This window comes from Sorlinia euscelidii, assembly GCF_036452135.1.
Lineage (GTDB): Bacteria > Pseudomonadota > Alphaproteobacteria > Acetobacterales > Acetobacteraceae > Sorlinia > Sorlinia euscelidii.
The window spans coordinates 116,573-139,363 of sequence record NZ_JAWJZZ010000005.1; the positions used below are offsets into that span (position 1 = coordinate 116,573).

The 22,791-nt window shown below is 55.7% G+C and carries 22 protein-coding genes, 1 tRNA gene and 1 riboswitch; of the genes, 11 read left to right on the plus strand and 12 right to left on the minus strand.

The features are described 5' to 3' along the window. Window positions 1–14 precede the first annotated feature (14 nt). A tRNA-Gly gene (locus tag CGLAMM_RS10325) sits at window positions 15–89 on the plus strand. A gap of 210 nt (window positions 90–299) precedes the next feature. On the opposite strand, the gene mazF is transcribed toward CGLAMM_RS10325, so the two are convergent. Both mazF and CGLAMM_RS10335 read right to left on the minus strand, forming a co-directional pair. After that, complete coding sequence (gene mazF / locus CGLAMM_RS10330; RefSeq protein WP_394819714.1) at window positions 300–629, minus strand: endoribonuclease MazF; 330 nt, start codon at window positions 627–629, stop codon at window positions 300–302. Further along, window positions 629–871: an AbrB/MazE/SpoVT family DNA-binding domain-containing protein gene (locus tag CGLAMM_RS10335; protein ID WP_394819196.1), complete on the minus strand. Its 243-nt coding sequence runs from the start codon at window positions 869–871 to the stop codon at window positions 629–631. The genes mazF and CGLAMM_RS10335 overlap by 1 nt, the downstream gene beginning before the upstream one ends. Before the next feature lie 103 nt (window positions 872–974). Further along, a riboswitch (TPP riboswitch) is annotated at window positions 975–1,094 on the plus strand. An 86-nt stretch (window positions 1,095–1,180) separates the two neighbouring features. Between CGLAMM_RS10335 and thiC the strand changes: the two genes are divergently transcribed. Beyond that, the gene (thiC, locus tag CGLAMM_RS10340) at window positions 1,181–3,076 is read left to right on the plus strand and encodes a phosphomethylpyrimidine synthase ThiC (protein ID WP_394819197.1); all 1,896 of its coding nucleotides are present in this window, start codon (window positions 1,181–1,183) and stop codon (window positions 3,074–3,076) included. Window positions 3,077–3,484: 408 nt separating this feature from the next. Beyond that, window positions 3,485–4,135 carry a thiamine phosphate synthase gene (locus CGLAMM_RS10345; RefSeq protein WP_394819198.1) on the plus strand — a complete coding sequence of 217 codons (651 nt, stop codon included), beginning with the start codon at window positions 3,485–3,487 and terminating at the stop codon, window positions 4,133–4,135. A gap of 42 nt (window positions 4,136–4,177) precedes the next feature. Here the strand turns inward: CGLAMM_RS10345 and CGLAMM_RS10350 are convergent, their stop codons facing one another. Further along, window positions 4,178–5,377 carry a DUF3472 domain-containing protein gene (locus CGLAMM_RS10350; RefSeq protein WP_418115660.1) on the minus strand — a complete coding sequence of 400 codons (1,200 nt, stop codon included), beginning with the start codon at window positions 5,375–5,377 and terminating at the stop codon, window positions 4,178–4,180. 107 nt (window positions 5,378–5,484) lie between these two features. Here CGLAMM_RS10350 and CGLAMM_RS10355 point away from each other — a divergent pair, with 107 nt between their 5' ends. Continuing rightward, window positions 5,485–5,817, plus strand: a complete 333-nt coding sequence (locus tag CGLAMM_RS10355) for a hypothetical protein (protein WP_418115661.1) — start codon at window positions 5,485–5,487, stop codon at window positions 5,815–5,817. Window positions 5,818–5,856: 39 nt separating this feature from the next. Here CGLAMM_RS10355 and CGLAMM_RS10360 read toward each other — a convergent pair whose 3' ends face one another. From CGLAMM_RS10360 to CGLAMM_RS10385, 6 genes are all read right to left on the minus strand, one after another. After that, on the minus strand, window positions 5,857–7,236 hold the full coding sequence (locus CGLAMM_RS10360; RefSeq protein ID WP_394819202.1) for a hypothetical protein: 1,380 nt from the start codon (window positions 7,234–7,236) through the stop codon (window positions 5,857–5,859). A gap of 204 nt (window positions 7,237–7,440) precedes the next feature. Then, the gene (locus CGLAMM_RS10365) at window positions 7,441–8,817 is read right to left on the minus strand and encodes a hypothetical protein (RefSeq protein WP_394819203.1); all 1,377 of its coding nucleotides are present in this window, start codon (window positions 8,815–8,817) and stop codon (window positions 7,441–7,443) included. A 158-nt stretch (window positions 8,818–8,975) separates the two neighbouring features. After that, window positions 8,976–10,328 carry a hypothetical protein gene (locus CGLAMM_RS10370; protein ID WP_418115662.1) on the minus strand — a complete coding sequence of 451 codons (1,353 nt, stop codon included), beginning with the start codon at window positions 10,326–10,328 and terminating at the stop codon, window positions 8,976–8,978. Beyond that, complete coding sequence (locus CGLAMM_RS10375) at window positions 10,309–10,524, minus strand: hypothetical protein (protein WP_418115663.1); 216 nt, start codon at window positions 10,522–10,524, stop codon at window positions 10,309–10,311. Before CGLAMM_RS10375 ends, CGLAMM_RS10370 begins: the two co-directional genes overlap by 20 nt. A gap of 107 nt (window positions 10,525–10,631) precedes the next feature. Continuing rightward, the gene (thiD, locus tag CGLAMM_RS10380) at window positions 10,632–11,477 is read right to left on the minus strand and encodes a bifunctional hydroxymethylpyrimidine kinase/phosphomethylpyrimidine kinase (protein ID WP_394819205.1); all 846 of its coding nucleotides are present in this window, start codon (window positions 11,475–11,477) and stop codon (window positions 10,632–10,634) included. A 288-nt stretch (window positions 11,478–11,765) separates the two neighbouring features. Beyond that, window positions 11,766–12,260 (minus strand): NUDIX hydrolase, encoded by a 495-nt coding sequence (locus CGLAMM_RS10385; protein WP_394819206.1) that lies wholly within the window; start codon window positions 12,258–12,260, stop codon window positions 11,766–11,768. 517 nt (window positions 12,261–12,777) lie between these two features. Between CGLAMM_RS10385 and CGLAMM_RS10390 the strand changes: the two genes are divergently transcribed. Next, window positions 12,778–13,755 carry a hypothetical protein gene (locus tag CGLAMM_RS10390; protein ID WP_394819207.1) on the plus strand — a complete coding sequence of 326 codons (978 nt, stop codon included), beginning with the start codon at window positions 12,778–12,780 and terminating at the stop codon, window positions 13,753–13,755. A gap of 95 nt (window positions 13,756–13,850) precedes the next feature. Here CGLAMM_RS10390 and CGLAMM_RS10395 read toward each other — a convergent pair whose 3' ends face one another. Continuing rightward, window positions 13,851–14,072: a helix-turn-helix domain-containing protein gene (locus CGLAMM_RS10395; protein WP_394819208.1), complete on the minus strand. Its 222-nt coding sequence runs from the start codon at window positions 14,070–14,072 to the stop codon at window positions 13,851–13,853. Window positions 14,073–14,357: 285 nt separating this feature from the next. Here CGLAMM_RS10395 and CGLAMM_RS10400 point away from each other — a divergent pair, with 285 nt between their 5' ends. Continuing rightward, window positions 14,358–15,122 (plus strand): DNA alkylation repair protein, encoded by a 765-nt coding sequence (locus CGLAMM_RS10400; RefSeq protein ID WP_418115664.1) that lies wholly within the window; start codon window positions 14,358–14,360, stop codon window positions 15,120–15,122. Window positions 15,123–15,448: 326 nt separating this feature from the next. Continuing rightward, on the plus strand, window positions 15,449–16,462 hold the full coding sequence (locus CGLAMM_RS10405) for a zinc-binding dehydrogenase (protein ID WP_394819209.1): 1,014 nt from the start codon (window positions 15,449–15,451) through the stop codon (window positions 16,460–16,462). A gap of 276 nt (window positions 16,463–16,738) precedes the next feature. Here the strand turns inward: CGLAMM_RS10405 and CGLAMM_RS10410 are convergent, their stop codons facing one another. Next, complete coding sequence (locus CGLAMM_RS10410) at window positions 16,739–16,957, minus strand: hypothetical protein (protein WP_319806428.1); 219 nt, start codon at window positions 16,955–16,957, stop codon at window positions 16,739–16,741. A gap of 103 nt (window positions 16,958–17,060) precedes the next feature. Next, on the minus strand, window positions 17,061–17,444 hold the full coding sequence (locus CGLAMM_RS10415) for a helix-turn-helix domain-containing protein (protein ID WP_418115665.1): 384 nt from the start codon (window positions 17,442–17,444) through the stop codon (window positions 17,061–17,063). 552 nt (window positions 17,445–17,996) lie between these two features. Here CGLAMM_RS10415 and CGLAMM_RS10420 point away from each other — a divergent pair. From CGLAMM_RS10420 to CGLAMM_RS10435, 4 genes are all read left to right on the plus strand, one after another. Continuing rightward, window positions 17,997–18,539, plus strand: a complete 543-nt coding sequence (locus CGLAMM_RS10420) for a hypothetical protein (protein WP_418115666.1) — start codon at window positions 17,997–17,999, stop codon at window positions 18,537–18,539. Between the two features lie 712 nt (window positions 18,540–19,251). Next, entirely contained in the window at window positions 19,252–19,854 is a 603-nt protein-coding gene (locus CGLAMM_RS10425) for a hypothetical protein (protein ID WP_418115667.1), read from the plus strand. Then, window positions 19,838–21,058 carry a PBSX family phage terminase large subunit gene (locus CGLAMM_RS10430; RefSeq protein ID WP_418115668.1) on the plus strand — a complete coding sequence of 407 codons (1,221 nt, stop codon included), beginning with the start codon at window positions 19,838–19,840 and terminating at the stop codon, window positions 21,056–21,058. Before CGLAMM_RS10425 ends, CGLAMM_RS10430 begins: the two co-directional genes overlap by 17 nt. A gap of 112 nt (window positions 21,059–21,170) precedes the next feature. Beyond that, window positions 21,171–22,760, plus strand: coding sequence for an anti-CBASS protein Acb1 family protein (locus tag CGLAMM_RS10435; RefSeq protein ID WP_418115669.1), 1,590 nt, complete (start codon window positions 21,171–21,173; stop codon window positions 22,758–22,760). The last annotated feature ends 31 nt before the right edge of the window (window positions 22,761–22,791 follow it).

A 22,791-nucleotide genomic window follows, 5' to 3' on the forward strand; every position in this document is an offset into this window, starting at 1 on the left:
CATTCCCACGGAGTGCGGGCGTAGCTCAGGGGTAGAGCACAACCTTGCCAAGGTTGGGGTCGTGGGTTCGAATCCCATCGCCCGCTCCAGTTTCTCAGGACATGATGGTCGGGTGCAGGCACTTACGTGTATCGTTTTTGCTGTCCGTCACACCTGCGGCGTCCTTGCAAATTACTTTGACAATATCAGGGCAGATCATTGATTTGAGGTCTATCCGACGTTTCGGATTGCCACTTATCGACGGGCATCAAGACATTCTGTCAATCGGTCAAAACCCCGCGCGGCCCGTCATCGCCCAATCAACCCACAACTAACCGCACACGCGCCCGGATCGCCTCAAGTTCCTCATGGGACACGCGGCCTTTCAATTTTGCGCGTCGGGCGCGCCAATCGAGGCTGCGGATCTGATCCGCAAGTGCCACGCTGGCTGGTTCCCCCTTCAAGGTGACTTCGAATGGGTAGGATTTGATTTTCGTCGTTGTCGGACAACATAAAATCATACCAGCCTTCCCATTATAGCTGGCGGGTGACAGCACGATGGCGGGGCGGTGGCCGGATTGTTCCCATCCTGCCTGGGAGTCGAAGGCGAGCCACACAATGTCACCGCAATCCGGCACCCATGCGGCCATCACCAGACCTCCTTACCGATCCCGGGGCCAAAATCTGTTTCATCGTGACAATTATCTTCTGTGATCGCGTCAACGAGATTGTTGAGGGATAATGGTTCTGGCTGGGCAGCCTGTATGATAATGCGCCCCTCCTCCCTCAAAATTTCCACTGGCCGATTGACGAGGAGGCCTGCCGATTCAAGCAGATGCGCGGGCAAGCGTATCGCGGCGCTATTACCCCATTTCCGCACGATTGATCGCATGACATATCTCCGGCTTGTAGACACTATGTATATACATCATCTTGCAGCTATTACGCAAGCCTCCAAACCATTTGACAATGCCCCCGTCCCACCTCACACTCGCGGGCAAGACCGGGGGAGCCCTGACAAGGGGCTGAGAAACTGCTACGCCGTGACGCAGCGCAGTGACCCGTTGAACCTGATCCAGTTTATACTGGCGTAGGGAAGGTTACTGCATGAGGGGTGCCGCATTGGGCGCATGTCCTCATCCATCCCCCATCGTCACGCAACTGGGTCCAGACCATATCTCAAGCGATAGGTGGACGATCCATGACCCAACAAGACGCGCACGCAACCCCTGAAAATGCCGCCATTGAGGCTGATGACGCCAAGGCTTCATCCGGTAAATTTAGCAATCCCCAACCGCTTTCGACCGGGCCATTGCCTGCGTCACGGCGCATCTATGTTGCGGGAGAACGCCATGCGCAGATCAACGTGCCCATGCGGGAGATTGATGTGCACCCGACAGCGGGGGAACCCCCTTTGCGGGTCTATGATACGTCCGGCCCTTACACGGATCCTGAAGCAAGGATCAATATCAAATCCGGGCTTCCGCGCTTCCGAACGGAGTGGGTCGTCAAGCGTGGTGATGTCGAATTTTATGATGGCCGCGTCGTGCAGGCGGCGGATAATGGTTTTGCCAAAGGGGCGCAGCTCACGCCTTCCTTCCCGGTCGTCAACCGCCCATTGCGGGCGCGGGCCGGGCGGGCCGTGACGCAACGGGCCTATGCGCGGGCCGGGATTATCACGCCGGAGATGGAGTACGTCGCTATCCGGGAGAATCTGGGGCGGCAGAAAATGGAAGGCGCCGTGCCGGCGGCGGGTGAAGCGCGCGCTGCACAGAATTTTGGCGCCGCCATCCCCGATGTCATCACGCCTGAATTTGTGCGTGACGAAATTGCACGCGGGCGGGCGATCATCCCGGCCAATATCAACCATCCGGAAGCTGAACCGATGATTATCGGCCGGAATTTCCTTGTCAAAATCAATGCGAATATCGGCAATTCCGCCATTGCTTCCTCCATGGAGGAGGAGGTCGACAAAATGGTCTGGGCCACGCGTTGGGGAGCGGATACGGTGATGGATCTATCGACCGGGCGGAACATCCATAATATTCGGGAATGGATCATCCGAAATTCCCCTGTGCCCATCGGCACCGTGCCGCTCTATCAGGCGTTGGAAAAAGTGAATGGCGTGGCGGAAGATCTCTCCTGGGACGTCTACCGCGACACATTGCTGGAGCAGGCGGAGCAGGGCGTGGATTACATCACGATCCATGCAGGTCTGCGCCTGCATCACATCCCGCTCACGGTGCCGCGCATCGCGGGGATCGTCTCACGCGGCGGGTCGATCATGGCAAAATGGTGCCTGCACCATCATTGTGAAAGCTTCCTTTACACGCATTTTGAGGAAATCTGCGACATCGCCCGCGCCTATGACGTCAGCTTCTCCCTGGGCGACGGATTGCGCCCGGGCGCAATTGCCGACGCCAACGATGCCGCGCAGTTCGCTGAGCTTGAGACATTGGGAGAACTTGCGAAAATCGCCGCCGCGAAAGATTGTCAGGTGATGATTGAAGGGCCGGGCCACGTCCCGATGCATAAGATCCGGGAAAATATGACGAAGCAGCTCGCGACGTGCGATGAAGCGCCCTTTTACACGCTCGGCCCACTGACGACCGATATCGCGCCAGGATATGACCATATCACCTCCGCGATTGGCGCGGCGATGATCGGTTGGTTCGGGACCGCCATGCTCTGTTACGTCACCCCCAAGGAGCATCTCGGACTTCCCGATCGTCAGGATGTCAAAACGGGCGTCATCACATATAAACTGGCGGCCCATGCAGCGGACCTGGCGAAGGGACACCCCGCCGCGCAGATGCGGGATGACGCCATCTCACGTGCGCGCTTCGAGTTTCGGTGGGAGGATCAGTTCAATCTCTCCCTTGACCCGGAAACGGCACGTGATTTCCATGACCAGACCCTCCCGAAAGACGCGCACAAGCTGGCGCATTTCTGTTCCATGTGCGGGCCGAAATTCTGCTCCATGCGAATTTCCCACGACATTCGCGCCGATGCCCAGAAAGAAGGACTTGCTTCCATGGCCGCGCGCTATCGGGAAAGTGGCGACCTCTATATGGTGCAGAACGGGTCGTTCGACTGACGATCGACCGCCGTCTGTTTCTTAATGCCCGGCATCCTCCGCGTGAGGGAGGCCGGACATGCATTGCGTCTTTTTAAACATAAAGTAAGTGAAGCGGGCCGGTGATGGCGCAAACCTGTCCCGACAAACCAATATTGCGCTCTAATAATATGCGATCCTCATTTTCAACTTTCTGGACGTTCAGGCAGTCAAAGACGATGTTCGTCCCATTTCCTTCCGAGCATGAGGCCTGGTTGCGCGTTGTGGGGCGCGTATCCTACTCAAATGTCACGTACACTTGCGTTATTGCTTAAGTCAGGGCAGTTTGTGGTGTCAGGAGGGCGCATCCTGAAAGTGACGGTATAATTGTTTCGAAACATGCGATAACGTCCCTGTCTTAACGGGATAGCAACAAGCAAGGGGCGAAATGTGGTAAGGAAATGCGATTTTTCGCTATATGTGGGGCTTGATCTTCCCGTTTTAACGCTCAGCCGGGTCGTCTCCGCAGCGCAGGAGGCCATTGATGGCGGGGCGACCGCCATACAGCTTCGGGAAGAAACCAACGACACGGCTCGCATGATCACCGCCGGTCTCGCGCTGAAATCCGTTCTGGATGAGCGTCATATCCCTCTGATTGTTAATGAATCTCTGGACGCGGCGCTGGCAATCGGCGCAAGCGGCGTCCAATTTCGAACGCGGGCCACGCTTATTCCGGAAGCACGTCGTCGATTGGGAGAGAAAGCGCTGATCGGCCTCACAACATTCAACGCCGCAGAAGCCGCTTCTGCCGACCCGGAATTGATCGATTTCATCGGGACGGGCCCGGTTTATGAGACGTCCGGTATGCCGGATTGGGTGACGCCGATCGGGTGCAGTGGTCTCAAGGCCTTCGTTGATCGGTGCCAAATGCCGGTTATCGCCCTGGGTGGCACAGATGTGCCCCATATTGCTGACGTGCTGAATACCGGGGTGAGTGGCATCGGCGTGCCCATCTCCGTCCTAACGCCTGAAAAAGTGACGGAAGAGCTGCGGCTTTACGCGCAGTCCATTGCGGATTATCGGCGTCTCACGATCGGCTGATCACGCGGTATGGGGCGGAAATCCGCCGCCCCTCCGTCGCGCTTATTCATGATATCCGATAAACGTCCACCATTCATTATCTCCCGGCTTATCCGGGAAACTCATCAAGCCATTTTCATCCTTGACGATATAAAGTGCCTGATTGTCGTCATCCCGAAAAAGCCAGCCATTTTTATATGACTGATCATGATAATGTTTTATACGGGGACTTAAATGGGGTGAGAGCGCCTCACCCTGTTTCGGGTAGCGACCAATATAGGCCCAGTCGTCATTATCCGTTTTGTCCGTAGGGAAGCTGTTCGGATATTTGCGTTTCATTTTAAAATATTCGGTGTCGTGGTTTATCGGGTTACGGTAAATAAAATAGTCCCCGATTTCGATATCGAGACGATACCTCTCTTTCCATTCATGCACCCTTTTTCTCTGAAAGCGAAGGTCGTTGATAATGGGATAGCCGATCCCGACGGATCTCCAATCATTATTATCCTCGCCTTCCGCCGGGAAGGGGCCGTACGCGCCATCATGCAGGGCCTCGAAAATATAAGGCTCCGTTGCCGTGACGTCTTTGACAAACATCATGCTTTTTTTGGCCGTATTTTCATATTTGCCCCATTGATGGAGGCCTCTGAACTGGTCTCCCAACAGCGATAACGTGCCTTGCGTGTCCCATGATGCGGAGCCGTAATCAGTCGCGGTCATCCCGGGCAGGATGTTGTCTTTCGCGCAAATGTCCGGATCACCGTAAGACCGCCCGTCAGATGATGCCAGGTCGCTGGCGTTTCCGTAATTGCCCTTGATCTGTCCCATTGTCACGCGCGCGTGGCGCAATGTCGCGCAATCGAAGGGGCCTTGGAAATACTCCAGGAAAACGCGGTTCCAATTCCGTATACCCCCCGCTTTTTTGGTTTTTAATTCCCCGAGTAGATAAAGTTTCTTCGTCGTGAGGTCTGCGAGAGTGAATTGCCACCAGTCACCTGTCTCATCGGACGGCGTGCGGGCACTTTTTTCCATTCGGAAGCGATAATTATGGCCGACCTTCCAATCAAACGGTCCATTCACGCTGACGCAGGGTCCGGACTCGTTACATTTCACGACAGGAATGACGCCGCCTTTTGCGTCAAGCCCGCCCCAGATGGACACGATGGCGCGCTTGACGCCATCGCCTCGCATCAGGCCGAGATAGCCCCCATCCGCATCATTGAAGGCGACATATTGCGCCCAATAAACGGATGAAGGCGCCATGCCGGGGACACTGTATTTTCCCCGGGGTCAACATCAATGCGCAGTGAATAATCTTTTGCCTCAATGGTCTTTTCTTTAAGCGCCCATCCACCCGAAGGTGTGGTGGCGTGCGCATGAAATGCGCAGCCTGCCATCAGCAGCATTGTCGCTGTTATCTTCTTCAACATTGTTCGGGCCTGCTTTCTTTGCCTTATTATCAGTTCGTCGCATTTGAGCGCGTTTATCTCAGTCTGTCCCTTTTTCTGCATCATGACCCGGAACCGGTCGCTGAACGCGCGCGGGAGCTTGTTCAGCAGGCGTCGGTCTGGAGGGGGCGCTGCATGTCAAACTGCAATGAGGAGCCTGAGCCCTCCCGGTTGCGCTTTCAGATGGGCCTTCCTGGTGACAATACCCCCATTCTCCTGGCACATCTTCACGCGTTGCCGGATGTCCCCCGATGAAGTCCGGCCATGAGCAGGGCGGGGTTTGCGCGGGCTTTTTTACGGAGAGAAACCGACAAACTCCCACCATTTATTATTTTCCAGCAAATAGGGTAATTCTCCATATTCGCCATCCTGACGCAGACGGTAAAGTGCGCCGAGTGAACTCTTGTAAAGCCACCCCTTTTTCCCCGTCGGATGTGCCGCGTCACGCTCACGCACGGGTAAAAAAGACCATAATTTGTCGGTTTTTTTTTGGTAGCGACCGACATATCGCCAGAAAGCATCATCCGTCTTGTCGATCGGGAAGGTCGATCCCTGCTTCATTTTAAGCTGAAAATATTCAGTGTCTCCGTTATGGGTGTTGTGGTAAATAAAATAATCTCCGATACGGACATCCGGGTTATTGCGCTCACGCCATTCCCTTACGCGCTGATGGCGCAAACGGAGGTCGTTGATGATGGGGAAGCCGACACCGATCGACGTCCAATCCTCATTATCCTCACCTTCCGGCGGGAAGGGGCCGTATTTGCCATCATGCCGCGCTTCAAAGATATAGGGCTCTGCCGCTGTGAGATCTTTGACGAACATCATGTCTTTTCGGGCCTCACCTTCAAACTGGCCCCATTGATGAAGACCGCGGAAATTATCCCCGGAAAAGGTGAAGGTGCCATCATCATTTGTTGCGGCGCTTCCGTAATCTTCCGCGCTCATTCCGGGGAGGATGTTCTCACTCGCGCACAGATCGGGCTCACCCGGTAGCGAGACATTCGATGATTTGAGAATGTTGGAGCCATTATAATTGGCCCTTATCTGACCCATTGTCACGCGCGCATGCCGGATGGAGGCGCAGTCATAAGGACCGTCGATATAAGTTTGTAAGGCCCGGTTTGACGGGCTGACCCCACCCCAATAAGGTAATTTGAGGCTGCCCAGCACAGAGACCGTCCCCATTGTCAGGTCGGCCAGCGTGAACTGCCACCACTCGCCTGCGGTGTCCGACGCCAGGCTCGCATTCTTCTGCATTCGGAAGCGATAATTATGCCCGACCTTCCAATCATAATGACCTTTGATGCTGACGCACGGATTATCATCAAAGCATTTTGACGCCTGAAGGGCGCCGCTTCTGGCGTCAAGCCCGCCCCAAACGGTCACAATGGCGAATTTGATACCATTCCCACGCATGAGGCCAAGGAACCCGTATCGGCTTTTCTTATACTCTTCATGCTCGATGAAACTGATATATTCGGGCCAGAAGACGGAAGACGGGGACGGGTTTTCCGTTAAATAGGTCTCTCCCGGATCAACATCGATCCTGAGTGCGTAATCTTTTGCATAACCGGCGAAATCTCGAAGCGTCCAATCGCCTGACGGGGTCGCGGCCCCGGCAGTTCCGGCGCAGCTTGCCATAAGGAGTAAGGCCGACGTCACCTTTTTCATGATTATTCTGTCCGTTTATTATTAATTGTTGAGAGTATGGCTGACAATTCTATCGTGCTGGGAAATGGCCATCATCCGGCGAGCCACCATCATTGATGATTGAACCTCCTCGCACCCCATCCTGCGGGGCGGGGCCGCGTGATGCAGACCTGTATCGCATCGTGACCCGGCCCCGTTACGTGGTCTCATCCCATCATGCGCCGTTCAGGAATGATGTCCGATATACAGCCACCACTCATTATCACCCGTGATTTGCGGGAAGGCCCCATAAGCGCCATCTTTTCGAAGGATATAAAAGCCGTCCGATGACATATCGAAATAGAGCCATCCTTTTTTACCCTCCCCGCCATTTTCTTCCTGGAAATGCAGGGTCAGGCGTGAGGAAAGCGCATCATCCTTCTTTGGATAGCGTCCGACATAATGCCAGTAATCATTATCCGATTTATCGATGGGGAATTCACCCGCACCTTTCTTTGTCAGCGTAAAATACTCAGTCTCGTCAAAATACGGGTTATGGTAAATGAAGTAATCGCCGATCGCCGTTTCATCATCGTTACGCTCGCGCCATTCCCGAAGTCGCTGTTGGCGGGAGAGGAGATCATTCATGATCGGATAGCCCTTGCCGAGAGACTTCCAGTGATCATTATCAAGTCCCTCTCTCGGGAAGATGCCATATTCACCATCGTCCAGCGCCTCGTAGATGTATGGCTCATCCTCGGAAAGATCCTTGACAAACAACATGCCTTTTTTTGCCTGTTTCCCGAAATCACCCCATTGATGAATCCCCATGAAATTATTGCCGAGCAACGTCACAGCATCATCTTTCTCCCAGGAGGCGGAACTGTAATCCTTGGGCGTCATATCCGGGAGGCGGATGGTCGCGTCACAGACATCCGGCTTGCCGTAAGACATGCCGTTCGAGTAGGCGAGCGCGCCTACACTACCCCACATGCCGCGGGTCTGGCCCAAAGTGGCCCGTGTGTGCCGGTGGCTTATGCAATCTTCCGTCGCCTCCGGTATCGCCGGATATTGAAGATAAGCATTACTGAAACGCTCAATGCCATCTGTTTTGACGGTTTTGATCTCTCCGAGGAATGAGATTGTCCCGGATGTCAGATCCGCCAACGTAATCTGCCACCAATCGCCTGAAGCGTCAGATGTTGTGCGTGGACTTTTTTCAACGCGGAAGCGGTAATTATGCCCGACCCGCCAGTCGAAAAATCCTTTCAGCCCGACACATTCATCCGTGTCATCACAATGGACGGATGGTAGAGCGCCCGATTTCGCCTCAAGCCCTCCCCAAATCCGTACGAGGGCGAATTTCTGGCCATCCTCCCGTGAGAGGCCGAGATTTCCACCGCGTGCCTCCTTGAAAATAATGTCCTCTCCCCAAAAAGCATTTGATGGGATGTCAAACGACGTCCCGATTTTCGCGCCCGGATCGACGTCAATCCGCATGGCGTAATCTTCTGATTGGGGTGTTTCGTCTTTGAGGGTCCAGCCGCCCGACGGAATGATGGCGTGCGCATTGATGGCGCAGCTTGCCATCAGCAACAAAGCTGACGTCGCTTTCCTTATCATTGATCAGTTCCGTTTCCAAAATTATTTGACGCGCGTCTCATCATGAAGACGGCTTATCAACTGAAGGTGAAGGGGGCCGCACGCCTCCAGTGACACACGCTATAAAGTGTGCGGGGATGCGGCCCCTCCGTAACTTATGGCGTTACCTGAGACAGTTTTTAAACGGCTTTACCGAGATATTGCCACCACTGATTGTCCTCTGTAGCGGCAGGGAATTCGCCGTACTGACCGTCATTTCGGAGGATGTAATAATCGCCGTGTGACGCGTCTTTATAGACCCAACCTTTTTTACCAACAGGGTTTTTCGTATCACGTTGATGCTCAGGAACGTGGGACCAGAGCACGTCACTCTTTTTGGCCAGCCGACCGACATAATGCCAACCGTCATTGTCTGATTTGTCAGTCGGGTAATACCAGGCGTCCTTGCTCTTGATCTGGAAATACTCCGTATCTCCGTTGTAAGGATTATGATAGATAAAGTAATCGCCTATCTTGACGTCGTCATTTTTTCTCTCATTCCATTCACGGATGCGCTGGTCGCGTAGACGGAGGTCATTGATGATGGGGTAGCCGGCACCGATCGACTTCCAATCCGTATTATCCTGCCCCTCTACCGGGAAAGGCCCGTACTTGCCGTCATGCAAAGCTTCGAAGATATAAGGCTCCGTCGCCGTGACGTCTTTGACAAACATCATGCCTTTTTTGGCCGTGTTTTCATATTTGCCCCATTGATGGAGGCCCCTGAACTTGTCTCCCAACAACGTCAGCGTGCCTTGCGTGTCCCATGATGCCGAGCCATAATCAGCCGAGGTCATGCCGGGCAGGATATTTGCCTTCGCGCAATTGTCGGTCTCGCCATAGGCATTTCCGTTTGAGGAAGCCAACGCACTGGCTTCACCGTAATTTCCTCTGATCTGTCCCATCGTCACGCGCGCGTGGCGCAGTGTGGCGCAATCAAAGGGGCCTTGGAAATATTCCAGAAAAACGCCGTTATTGTTGCGCAGACCACCCCATAATGGTGTTTTAAGCTCTCCGAGGATGTCGACTGTGCCTGTCGTCAGATCGGCAAGCGTGTATTCCCACCAGACGCCCTGTGCGTCGGACGGCGTCCGCGCGCTTTTCTCCATGCGGAGGCGATAATTATGGCCGACCTTCCAGTCATACGGTCCGTTGATGCTGACGCAGGCGCCGAACTCATTACATTTCACAACAGGAATGGCGCCGGCTTTTGCGTCAAGCCCGCCCCAGATGGACGCGATAGCGCGCTTGACGCCGTCGCCGCGCATCAGGCCAAGGTAGCCGGTTCGGCTTTTATACCATTCTTCCGGCTCGTTGAATCTGACCATCTGTGCCCAATAGACGGATGAGGGCGCCATGCCGGGAAGATTATATTTTTCTCCAGGGTCGACATCAATGCGCAGTGAGTAATCTTTTGCGGTGATATTCGTTTCTTTAAGTGTCCATCCACCGGAGGGTGTCGTGGCGTGCGCATTAATCGCACAGCTTGCCATCAGCAGCATTGCTGACGTTGCTTTTCTTAACATCAATCACATCCGTCTTATTTTTTTTGTTGCGTGAGGCGCGCATTATAAAGTGCGCGGGAATAGCTTGCCCGGATTTAGTTGGAAAAATTATTTTAAACGTCTCGTGCGCGCCCCGATTTTCCAACCTTTTCAAGGTTGTTGCGCGCGCTTGCATGTCCCGCATTCAGGGCGCGCCCCATGAGCAGGGTGTCGTCCTTCAGGGCAGGGTGGCCTGGAATTCTGTGCAGGCGCATTATCAGGTCGTGCCCATTTCTGGAGACAAAATCTGTCTCAGCGTGCTGCCGGATGGGTCGGCCATATTGCATGGAAATGATGCAGGGGGCCGTGTCCCTGGCCCACTGAAAGCGCCTTGGCCGCACTTAGTGCGCCATCAAGATAGGTTTTCGCGCAGCGAATGGCGCGGATCAGATCGTGATGCGGCAGCAGCGCCGCGATGGCTGCAGAGAGCGTGCAACCAGTGCCATGATCACATTGCGTGACGATCCGTGGAGAGGTGAAGGCAATCGGTTCATCCTCGGCGCGCGCCATGTCGCTTAGCCAATCCGTGCTGACGGCGGGATCATGGCTGTGACCACCTTTAAGCAGCGTGGCGCGCGCGCCGAGCTTTGAGAACTCGTGCAATTGCGCCCGAATATCATCATCAGATTGTGCTTCCAAAGCGCCAAGCAGGGCGGCAGCTTCCGGCAGGTTGGGTGTCACAAGCGTCACGGCGGGGAGTAATTGCGTCTTGAGTGCGCTGATCGCGTTCGGGTCAAGCAGATGGTCACCGCTTTTCGCCATCATGACGGGGTCAAGGACAATGTAAGCGGGTCGATAATGGCGCAGGCGTGAGGCGACGGCCGCAATAATGCCCTCATTATGCAACATGCCGATTTTGACAGCATCCACACGCACATCATCGAACACAGCGTCAATCTGAGCGGCGACACAGTCCGGCGTCATCGGGGTGACAGCTCTTACGCCGCGCGTATTTTGTGCCACCACGGCGGTGATGACGGACATGCCATACGCACCGAGCGCCGAGAACGTTTTGAGATCCGCCTGAATACCCGCCCCGCCGGTGGGGTCCGTGCCTGCGATGGTCAGGAGGTTCGGTATGAGCGTGTGTGGTACCAAATCTTTCCTCTCTTTCTTTCCCCACGCGAGACCCGGCGTGCAACGCCTGGTTTAACCGCGCGCAGTTTTGACCGAGAGCGGTCCGGCGTCACGTCATCGCCGTGACGTCATCGCTCATAGCCTTCATGGCGGCAAAGAATTGCTGAGGCAATGTCAATTTCAGGCAGAGATCGCGGGTGAAATCTTATTCCTGTCCTGACGCGTCAAGGGGGTAGGGGAAAAATTTTCCGATTTCGGCCGCGTCTTCTTCTTTTTCTCTCAGATCCGATTTCTGGAAGGGGTCATGATTTAGGCGCCGACAGTCATTGAACTGCCAAAAGCATGGTCGTGGTGAAAGGCGGCGGCCTGACGCACAATTTCAACGACATTCGCATTGAGGTTCAGACCCGGATTAGCGAGATCTTCCAGGCGAAACCAGCGCGCTTCATGAGCATCATCGCCGCCACCGGGCTGCCCATCAATCCAGGCGCAAAGTACGGCGATAAAAATAATATGCCGACTGGGATTTCCCGCATCGTCGGTCTCGATGATTTCATGCGCTGAAAAAGCGTGGCGTGGCCGGGTCGTCAGGCCTGATTCTTCCGACATTTCCCGCTGCGCCGCGTCGAGTATCGTCTCCCCCCAATTGACTTCCCCACCGGGAAGGCCCCATCTTGCGGCCTCTGACGCGTTATTGCGCCGGACGAGAAGCACGCTGTCATCCCGCAGGGTGACGGCGAGGGTGGCGATGGTTGGGCGCGGATGAGCGCGCTTTTCCGAAGGATGACAATCTGAGCGAGACATCGGTCCGATACCTGTCTTTCCTGGATCAAGATGGGCGAAATATGTTTGGGTCGGCGTGCCCTGTTCCAAAATATGAGATATTTGAGTTGCCTGAGCCATTCTAACCCGTTTCCACAACATTCCGTACAGATTTTTTAGCGAAACATGCGCTTTTATGATTAATCGCACGGAGCAGACTATAACTTTTCCACCGCGCCGGGCGCAGTGTAACGCCCCGTTTACAGTTTCCGCCGGATTTTGGTCATGGAAAGATCGCCACGATATGACGCGGTATGAAGAGGAAACGCCAAGGGCGCGATCATGTCGGATTCATCCCATCTGTACTTTAATCTCACATTTATATTTGTATCGAAATTGCAACAGTTCCCGCGTCATGAACCACTATGCCAGAAAAACGGGGTTACGGGCTTGATGCACCTCAAAGTTTAACATTAACAATGTCAAATCTGTTAACCTGAAATTGCGTTGCCTCCCCCTTTGGTGAATGAAAAAACCGATGATGAGAGATTTTCGTCTGATGAAATCCCTGCAAATTGCCCTGCTCGCTGTTCTCGTCATGCTGCTCGACATACCTCTTGCCAAAGCGGAAGGCGGTTTACCCTCCCATCATTATGAGCAATGGTATACGGGTTCACTCGTCTCACCGTCAGGTGCCCAGCCGAAAGCCGGCATTCTGGGGATCGAGCCCTATATGACCTATACGGAGCCAGCGGGATTTTTCCGTGCCGATGGGGTGCGTCTCCCGCTGCCGGCCCATCAGCGCACCGTCACCAGCAGCACGATGTTCAAATATGGGGTGACGGACCGTCTCAGCCTTCAGACATTTCCCGCCATGTCCTACGGTTGGAAGGATCACGGCCCGACCTCAAGCGGCATCAAATTCAATGATCTTCCGCTGGATGCCATTCTGACGGTCGTCAAACCCCACCCGGAGCATTACGTGCCGACAGTCGCTGTCTTTGCCGGCGTGTTGGCTCCGACCGGGGACTATTCACATCTTGGACGCGCAACGGATGGCGTCGGGGGCGGGGCCTGGGTGTTCCGTACCGCGATTGTGCAGCAATCGACGTTCATTTTCCCGAATGGTCATAATTTCCGCGTGCGCGCCTGGGGGAATTTCCGACGGGCGATCAGTTCAGCGCGGCTCGTTGATATCACCTCATACGGGACGGAGAGGGGATTTCGCGGCTGGGGCCGCCCGGGCATTAACGGACAGGCAGGCTTCTCGCTTGAATATGGTCTCAGCCAACGCTGGGTCATCGCGATGGATTTCGCACGTGACTGGGCGAATGGTGCCCGCGTGCGCGGTGTCGATGGCAATGGTAGGACCGTCAACACAAAAGGGGCCTCCTCATCTGATTGGCAGGTCGCGCCGGCGATGGAATTCAGCTGGTCGCCGCGCTTCGGCATTATTGCCGGCTGCGCCATTTATGTCGCTGGCCATAATACCAATATGAATGTCGCCCCACAATTTGCGGTCAATACCGTTTTCTAGGCGGTGATGCGGCGCATCTGGGCGCGTTAACGGAAGAAGACCCGCCTCATTTTCATCAAAACCCGGGCGTGACGCCCGGGCCGACAATGTCATCATCAGCCACCCCTCCCATGCCCACATGGTTCGAGAAGCTTATATAGTGGCAGGCCGAGGGCCGCCGCCACCTTCCCGGCATTATCGAGACTGATCGTGATTTTCCCTCTCTCGACATTTGAAATAAATGGCTGACCAAGTCCGGTCCTCTCACAAATCTGCTTCTGTGTAATGGCACGTGCATCTCTCTCCGCACGCAATCTTCGGGCAAAAATCTGCCGCACGTTTTCTTGTGGTATGTCTCTCGATTGTAGCAAATGATTATTCCTTCCTACAATTTCTCAAAGATATACTGATCCGACGCCGAAGAAAACGGACGATTTCAGCCGCGCCACATGAAAGTGAAAGATGGGGATTTGACGGTGATCGTCGATTTTGCCGCCGGGGCCGCAGCCAGCCGGGCCGGGAATCGCTATGGCGCCGTGTGATGGTAAAATCATGTTGAGACGGCGCGACTCGCTGTCCCGTCTCCATGTGGTAAAAATTTCCGGTTGGGGGATTGGCCTGTCGTGACGATGATTATTCCGCCCGCGCATTTCGCTGCACTCCAGGAAGGTAAAGCTGAAACGCGTCATCTCGCAGATATGCTGGCGATCGATATGGCGCGCCTTCTCCAACGCCTTGGCCTCCCTCCAACCGACATTGCCGCGTTGGATCTCCAGAATCAGGGATTTGTGTCGCGCATGCGGCGTGCCGGGACGCTGATCGGGTCGCGTTATTCAGAGGCGGAGATCCGCGCCCTGCAATCCCACGCCAGTGACACAGTCCGCGGCTTTGCGGCTTATGCGACGGTCGAAGCGCTCAGTAGAGAAGCGCCGCAGACTGCCGGCGGATTTTGTCGCGCCATCCGGCCTTTCGCGGCTGACCGGCATTTCGGTGTGCGGGAATGGGCGTGGATGGCCGTTCGCCCCGCGCTCGCCGCGCGCCTTGCGGAGGCAATCGACACGCTCACCCCCTGGGTGCGTGACCCGGACCCGAATATAAGGCGTTTCGCCGTTGAAGTTCTGCGGCCGCGCGGTGTCTGGACCCGGCATATTCCCGCTTTGCGGCGTGACCCGTCACCGATCCTGCCCTTACTGAACCCTTTACAGACTGAGACACATAAATATGTCCAGGATTCGGTCGCGAACTGGCTCAATGACGCGGGGAAGGACAATCCGGCGTTTGTCATCGCCCTCTGCCAGTCATGGCGCATCGCACAGCCTGATCACCCTGGCACGCGGCGTATCTGTCGCCGGGCGCAACGTCGATTGGCCCCCCCGCCTGATGCCTGAAAACCGCGGCAATTGGGGGGACAGATTTTAACAATACATAAACATATTTTTATTTTCAGCTTCCCAAACCGGTCAAAATGCGGCATGTGTCACGGTGGAAAAACACGCGGTCGGCGCCCGACCTTTCGTGATCAAAGTGCAGATCTGAGCGGACATCGCGCCCTGGAAGTTTCAGGACGCGCCCTCAGGAAGCGTTTCGCTACGGTCCTTTCGGACCGTGAGACGGGCGCGTGCCCTTCATATGGATGGGGCAGGATGTCCCGCATGGCGACCCGATCCAGCATCCCCGTCTTGGCGTCGACCTGTATGGATAAAGGATAGGTAAAATGACAGAACATAAAGTCCCTGCGCAATATCGCGCCTGGTGCTGGGTTGAAGGGACGTCGGCGCTCGCGTTGGAAATGCGGCACGTATCCCGACCCCAACTTGCAGATGATGAAGTCCTCGTGCGCAATTACGTGGCCGGGCTGAACCCGGTTGACTGGAAGGCCCTTGGCGAGCGCATTGCGCCCATGAAGCCCGGCCACATTCCCGGTGTCGATGGCGCCGGAATCGTCGTGGAAGTCGGTGCGAAACTTGATCCGGCCTGGGTCGGGCGTCGCGTTGCCTATCATCAAAATCTTATTCGCCCCGGCAGCTTTGCTGAATACACGCCTATCCAGGGACGTGCATTGATGGTGATGCCGGATGCGTTGGATTTTGGCACGGCGGCCAGTATGCCATGCCCGGCTCTCACCGCGTGGCAGGCCCTCTCCAAGTTGCCCGTCCGCGTCGGCGCGAAGCTTCTGGTTTCGGGCGCCGGGGGTGCAGTCGGGAATTATCTCGTTCAACTTGCCGCTGATCGCGGTTTTGCCGTCACCGTCATGTGCCATGAACGTCATTGGGAGCGCCTGCGCACCCTTGGCGCGCAACATTGCCTTCCCGGCACCGCCGTATCAGATGATCATTTCGCGTCGGAACTGAGAAATCAGTATCACGCCGTCATCGATACGGTCGGTGCGGATTATGCCGTCAATCTCGCCCCGGCCATGAAGGCGAACGGACATATTGTCTGCATCCTTGGCCGACTGGATACATGGCCGGACCCGATTTTCACGCGTGCAACGTCGATGCATGAAGTGACGATCAACGGCCTTCATACGTTTGGCGATGACGCGGATTGGCATGATCTCACGAAAGCGGGGGAGCGCCTGCTGGCATGTCTGGCGGCGCAGTCTCTCCATCCTGAAGAAATGGTGACGCGCCGTTTTGATGACTTGCCGAAATTTCTGAACGATCTTGAGCATCGTCAATTTACGGGTAAGGCATTGGTCAATATGCCGGTCACAGACAGTATCTGAAAAATGATGGCGGCGCAGTCATGCGTCGCCGCGTCAGACATCCGTCCATCGGGTCGCGGTGCATGCGACTCAATTGAAGTGAGGCGGCAATCAGCCTTCTATTTCATCCGATGCCCTTATAAGTCCCAGGGGGCTGATGCATCCAGAGTGCGGCAAGGGCGGGCAGGTTTTGTAGCGTCGAGAGAGGATGCAAGGCGTGGGCGCGACGTCGGGACGGCGTCCACGCGCTGCTTCAGTCTGAAGTCATCGTCAAGCTGTTGTTGTTGACCGACCTTTTCAGACCGCGCGTGTAAGACAGCGGATCAGCGCCGCGACCGAGAAATCCCGCATCTCGTCATCCTGGTCAACCAGCGACTCAAGATAGTCCAGCGTCACGCGCGGCCGATCCGTATAATCCGTGTCCCAACGTTCAACCTCCGAAAATGCGCGATGAAAGACTTGACGCTGCAATGACTGACGCGTCTGGCTTTTAATAAGGGTGGATGATTTGGGCATCCCGTCACCTGCCTTTTTTGTTATTCTCAGGACAGAAAAACATTAGCAGAACTAATATTAAACTTCAACCACTTGCTAAGCGACCTTGCCAGAAACCTGGTAGTTATTTCGTTTCCGATTTAAAAGCGCGGGCGTAAAGCCGCATGGCTTCGAGCATATCCGGCTGAGCTGCATGGGGAATAAGCCTGAAGAGGCGCAATGCCGCGAGCTCAAAATCGCTGCGGGCCTGTCCCTCACCCGTCGTAGCGCCCGAAAGCAGAAATGTCAGATCCACTTCCAGAACCTTGGCCAGAATCAGCAGGCGCGGCCGACGGGGGAAGGAGCGTCCCGTCTCATATTGCACAATGGCGTTTTCACTGACGCCAAGATGAACGGCAAGCTGTGATTGCGTCATGCCGAGTTTGATGCGCAGTTTTTTCAGCCTTCTGCCGAAGGCAATCATATCCGCGGAGCGCGGGCGTTTAAGGTCAGTCAAGGATGGCGGCATGGCTCGGGGAACACCTCAACATCGCAGTGGATGTGTCGTCAGGATTGTCACAGGATATTAGCGGTGCTAATGTTACACGCGTCATGCTGCGTGGTGTCCAGAGAGTCGCTGCCGTGGCGCCAGGTCAGGCAATGGGGTTCATTCATGTTTGTCACATCACTCGAACTAATCAACATTGTCGGGGCGCTCTGCGGAGCTCACTTATATGAGATGCCGCAGCGTCGCTTAATGGCAGGCCGGAGCGACATCATGGGCAGCAGATCATGGACATGCGAAGTTATGTTTCAACTCCCCACCTCATGACACGTTGGCGGGCGGGGGGCAATTCCTCATTCCACTCCCGATTTTTCAGCCGCGGAACGCGCCTTTTCCGGTCCGCAGCCGCATTCTGCCGCGTTGGCAGGATCTTGCCAGTTCTTTCTTGATTGCGATTGCGTCGTTCCTGACGTGTCCAGCCTGGACCGGGCGTGGCAATCGGCGCAGCGCCGGGAGATTCACGGGCTACTCACCAACAAACCCACAACAATAATGAGGGATACAATGCCAAAAAAAATGACCCGCCCTGAATGCGCCACTCCTACTGACGATTTCGCCTGTAATGATCCTACCCCGGAGCGGCTGACAAAAACGATGTTTACGCATGGGGCGCCGCGACGTGTCCTGACGACCGTTCAGGCGCTCATCAATTCGGGTGATGTCGATCAGGATTGCGCCGATGCCGGGGAGCGCTGGTTCCGTGACTACACATTCGCCTTCTTCGATTACGTGGAATATCGGGAGCCATGGCCGGTCAATAATGCGACGCGGCATGATGCCGTCTCCTGGCATGTCCTTCGCGCCATGACCTGCGCGCGCGTGGCCAATGTGAGGCGCGCCCTGGGTGCGGCGGCCGAACTGCGTCTTCGACTTGTTTATGTGGAAGAATTAAGTTTCGTTAAAATGGGTAAAATCTTGTTTCCCCATCTTTCCGCAACCGTGGCACGGGGCAAAACGTCGGCCCAGATCGCGCTGGTGCTTGAACAATTAAGAGATTTTTACAAGGAGGAGCACAAAAATAAAAAGAAGGAGATTGAAGGCCGCATGCAGCTATGCTAGGATTACGACAACAATGGACGTTATGTGTCCAGTAGATCATCGCGAAATGCGAAATATTCAGTCGACAAACGAATCACCTTTTGTGCCAAGTCCAATGTTTGGCGTGCAGCACGTTTTTTTTGACGTGTAATTCAACCCGTATCCCGATTCTTTATCATGGACGCGGTAAATTGATGCCCCGCACGCCATCATTCATTTGTTACAAAATTTTTTGAGACATGCCCGTCATCGACAAATAACAACAATAAGGTCGATGGCGCTGCGCGCCCTCATCCGGGGGTGCCGCATCACGTTCACGGGTGGCGTCACGCCTCTCGCAGATAAAGTCAGTCACGTTGAATAACCGTCCGGCTGCTAACTGTGTCGTCACACACAGAAGAGCGCCGCGTGCGTCACGCGCACGATACTTTCAGATCTCCCTGCGGCGCGATGCAACAGGGGGCTGTGGGTAGGAAAAAAGAGTTATCGTCGGGGTGGTTTTTCTCGGGGGGCCGGGTCGCTATGCGTAGGCTCAATGTGATGGGGCGTGTAGGGGGGCGGGGATGCAGCAAAGCTACGGAAGCTGCGTAAACGGGGTCTCTCCATCCATGCATCACGACGCTGATCACTCTCCCGTCGTGTTTTCATGGGTGCGCTGACCCCATCCCCGCCCATCATGACAATCAGCGTTCTGCTTGAGGAGAGGTGACCTCAGACTCCCGGTGCCGCCTTATTGCGCCGCCCTGTCAACAGGTCCCGTGCGCATGCGGCAGAAAAAGCGGGCGCGGCATCGTTTCTCAGCGCGGAAGAGGGGATGATGAAGCAACATATTTCCGCGCCGAAAAAGCGAGGCCGTCAGGGCGTTACGGAGAAAAAAGCGTCATCCGCGATGCAGCAGATAATGGACGACAAGGTAAACGCATCTGCGGGTCGCGTCACAAGCCAGCCCCTCAAGAAACCAACCTCCCGCAAGATAAAAGGCAAATCCGGTGCGCGGGACGCGGCGACGCTTCAGGCCCTTGATCCCTCTGCGCCCGAAGCCGCTTCCCCGCAGCGTCGATCGGGCCGGACAAGAAACCGGGTTACAATGTCGAAGGCGGATGATGATCTTATCGCCGTTGAAGCGCTCGCGCAGCGTTACGCGTCAGAGGCCTTGCGTCAACTGGCCGAAATTGCACGCGCCTGCGACAGTGACGCGACCCGTGTCGCCGCCATCCGGGAAATTCTGAACCGGGCGCTCGGCCGGTCAGCGCCACGTCGTCCTACAGAGAAGAACGCGCCGGAGACTGTGCCTATCCTGAAAATCGTGCCCTACCTAAATGGAACGCGCGATTGAGATACCGCCAGCCTTCGGTGATTTCTCCCGTCCCTATCGCTACCGCATCTGGTATGGCGGACGTGGTTCTTCCAAGTCATGGACGGTCGCGCGTGTCCTCGTGGCGATGGCCGCGACGCGAAACCTGCGCATTCTGTGTGTGCGGGAATTTCAGAACGCCACACATGAGTCCGTGCAACGCCTGTTGGAAGACCAGATTACCGCCCTCGGCCTGACAGCGTGGTTTACGGTGCGACGCGACCGGATTACCTCGCGATGCGGCGCGGAGTTTTTATTCAAGGGACTGGCGCGCAATATACAGGGCATCAAGTCAACGGAGGGAATTGATATTTGCTGGGTTGAGGAAGGTCAATCGATCAGCCAGACGTCACTCGACATACTGATCCCCACCATCCGCAAGACGGGCTCTGAAATCTGGGTCACGTACAATCCCGACCGGCCGGAAGACCCCATCCATGTCCTCGCACAACGCCTCAAAGGAGATGATGACGCGCTGGTCAGGCAGGTGAACTGGCGGGATAATCCGTGGTTTCCGGACACGTTGGAAGGGGAAAGGCTGCGACTTTTAAAGCATGATCCTCAACTTTATGAGCATGTCTGGGAAGGTGCATGTCGGCAGCAATCGGCGGCGGTCATTTTCCAGGACCGCGTCATCTTCGGAGCCTTTGAAACCCCACCCGATGCGCGATTTTATTTTGGCGCTGACTGGGGTTTCGCGCAGGACCCGACGGTCCTGATCCGATGCTTCGTGCAGGATGACTGCGTTTACGTTGATTATGAAGCCTACGGCGTCAAGACGGAAATCGACGCGCTTCCCGCGTTGTTTCTGCGCATTCCGGGCGCGGGGACATGGCCCATTCTGGCGGATTCCGCCCGACCGGAAACCATCAGCTACATGGCGCGTGCGGGTGGGTTCCGTATTCGCGGCGTCGATAAATGGCCCGGCAGCCTCGAAGACGGGATCGCCCGCCTCAAAGCGTTTCGGCAGATTATCGTCCATCCACGCTGTCCACAGATCGGGCAGGAATTCCGGCGATATAGCTATCTGACAGACCCGCATACAGGCGACATACTGCCCAAAATTGAGGATCGCTGGAATCACGGGATTGACGCGTTACGTTATGCTCTGTCGCCCCTCATCCGCCATCGTCGCCAGATGCCGCACTTCGGGGGGTATCTGAAAGCGCCGCGCCAGACTGATTAGACGGCTTGGCCAGCGCGGCGGGACATATTTGACCGCAGCCCGGGTTAAGCTGCGTCCACGCATCATGGAAGCCCTGAGCCAGGCTGAGGCAGGCGCGAAAGGAAGCATGAGAATGAAGCGCATGACGGAGTCAACCCGTCGCAGGAAGCCTCGTTTCCTCACGCGGCGGTCACGCACCATGGTGGAGAGGGAGGAGCCGATCCTTCGCCCTCCCAACGGGGCCGGTGGCAGAATGTCAACGCGGGCGACGCGCCAACCAGCCGGTGAGAATTCTTCCCGGCGGCGTTTCCGTTATAACCGTCCCGCAAGCCATCCAGCCATTGCGCAACAGGCTTTGGAGGACCGTCTTGCGCCCTACGAACCTCCACAAGGCGTGCGCGGGCCCGGCTTTGACAAAGTGGCCATGGATGCCAGTTTGACGGCGCTGCGTCATTGGGTGGACTCAAATCCGTCTCTCGTCGAAAATTACATTGCGGATGGGCTGGGCTTTCCGGGTTATGCGCATCTCGCTGAAATGGCGCAGCGCGCGGAATTCCGGAAGCCGTGTGAAGTCATCGCGCGGGAATGCACGCGTGCCTGGCTTCGCTTTATCTATCGCGGTCACGGGCATGATGACGCTGCAACGCGTGAGCGTCTCGACCAGCTTGAGCAGTCATGCCGCAGACTGGCGCTGCGTGATGTCGTCAAGCGCCAGGTTCTTCAGGCCCTGACATATGGCATTGGCCATGTCTGGGTCGGTCTGAAAAATCAGTCACTTGATACGGCAGCGCAATCCGCGCCGTTACGCGCCACGTCTCAAGGGATGGGACGTGCGACGCTTGAGCGCCTTGTCGCCATTGAGCCTGTCTGGACAACCCCGAACAGTTATGACGTGGATAATCCACTTTCCCCTGACCATTATCGGCCCCGCAACTGGTGGGTACAGGGTCGGCTTGTCGATCGCAGCCGCCTGCTGACGATGGTGCCTTATGAAGTGTCGGATATTCTCAAACCGGCTTTTAATTTTGGCGGGCTGTCCCTGACGCAGCAATTAAAAAGCTACGTGCATAATTTCCTCCGCACGCGGAACGCGGTGGCGGGGATTACGGCAAACTTCTCACGGCTTGTTTTATTGACCGACATGGCCGGCAATATGCAGGCCCCAATGACCGGCCCTGACCCCTTTCCAGGCATGTCTTTCGCAGATATTGACGCCAGCTCAATCCATGGGCGCGCGGCATTGATGCAGGATGTCGCGGAAGGACAATCGACCATTATCGCGGATAAAAATGCGGAGGATGCCAAAATTCTGTCAACACCCCTCAATGGACTGGACAAGCTCCTCGCGCAATCCATGGAAGCAATGGCGTCAATCCCCGGTATCCCGCTCGTCAAGCTTTTCGGGTTGCAGCCCTCGGGACTCAATGCCTCGTCCGATGGGGAGATCCGGGTCTTTTACGATGAGATTTCCGCGTTTCAGGAGGCTTTGATCCGCCCGATCGTGCAACGCGTGCTTGATCTTGTCCAGATTGACTTATGGGGTGAGATCGATCCGAAAATAGATTTCATCTTCAACCCCTTATGGCAGATGGATGAGAAAACCCGCGCCGGAATCGAACGGTCAAGGGCGGAAACTGTCTCAGCTTTGGTGAAAGGCGGGGTCGTCTCCACCGACGAGGCGCGTAGACGCCTTGCCGCTGGGCCGGTTGCACCTTATGCTTGAGACTTCGTTATGAAAGTTTCGCATCAGGCAT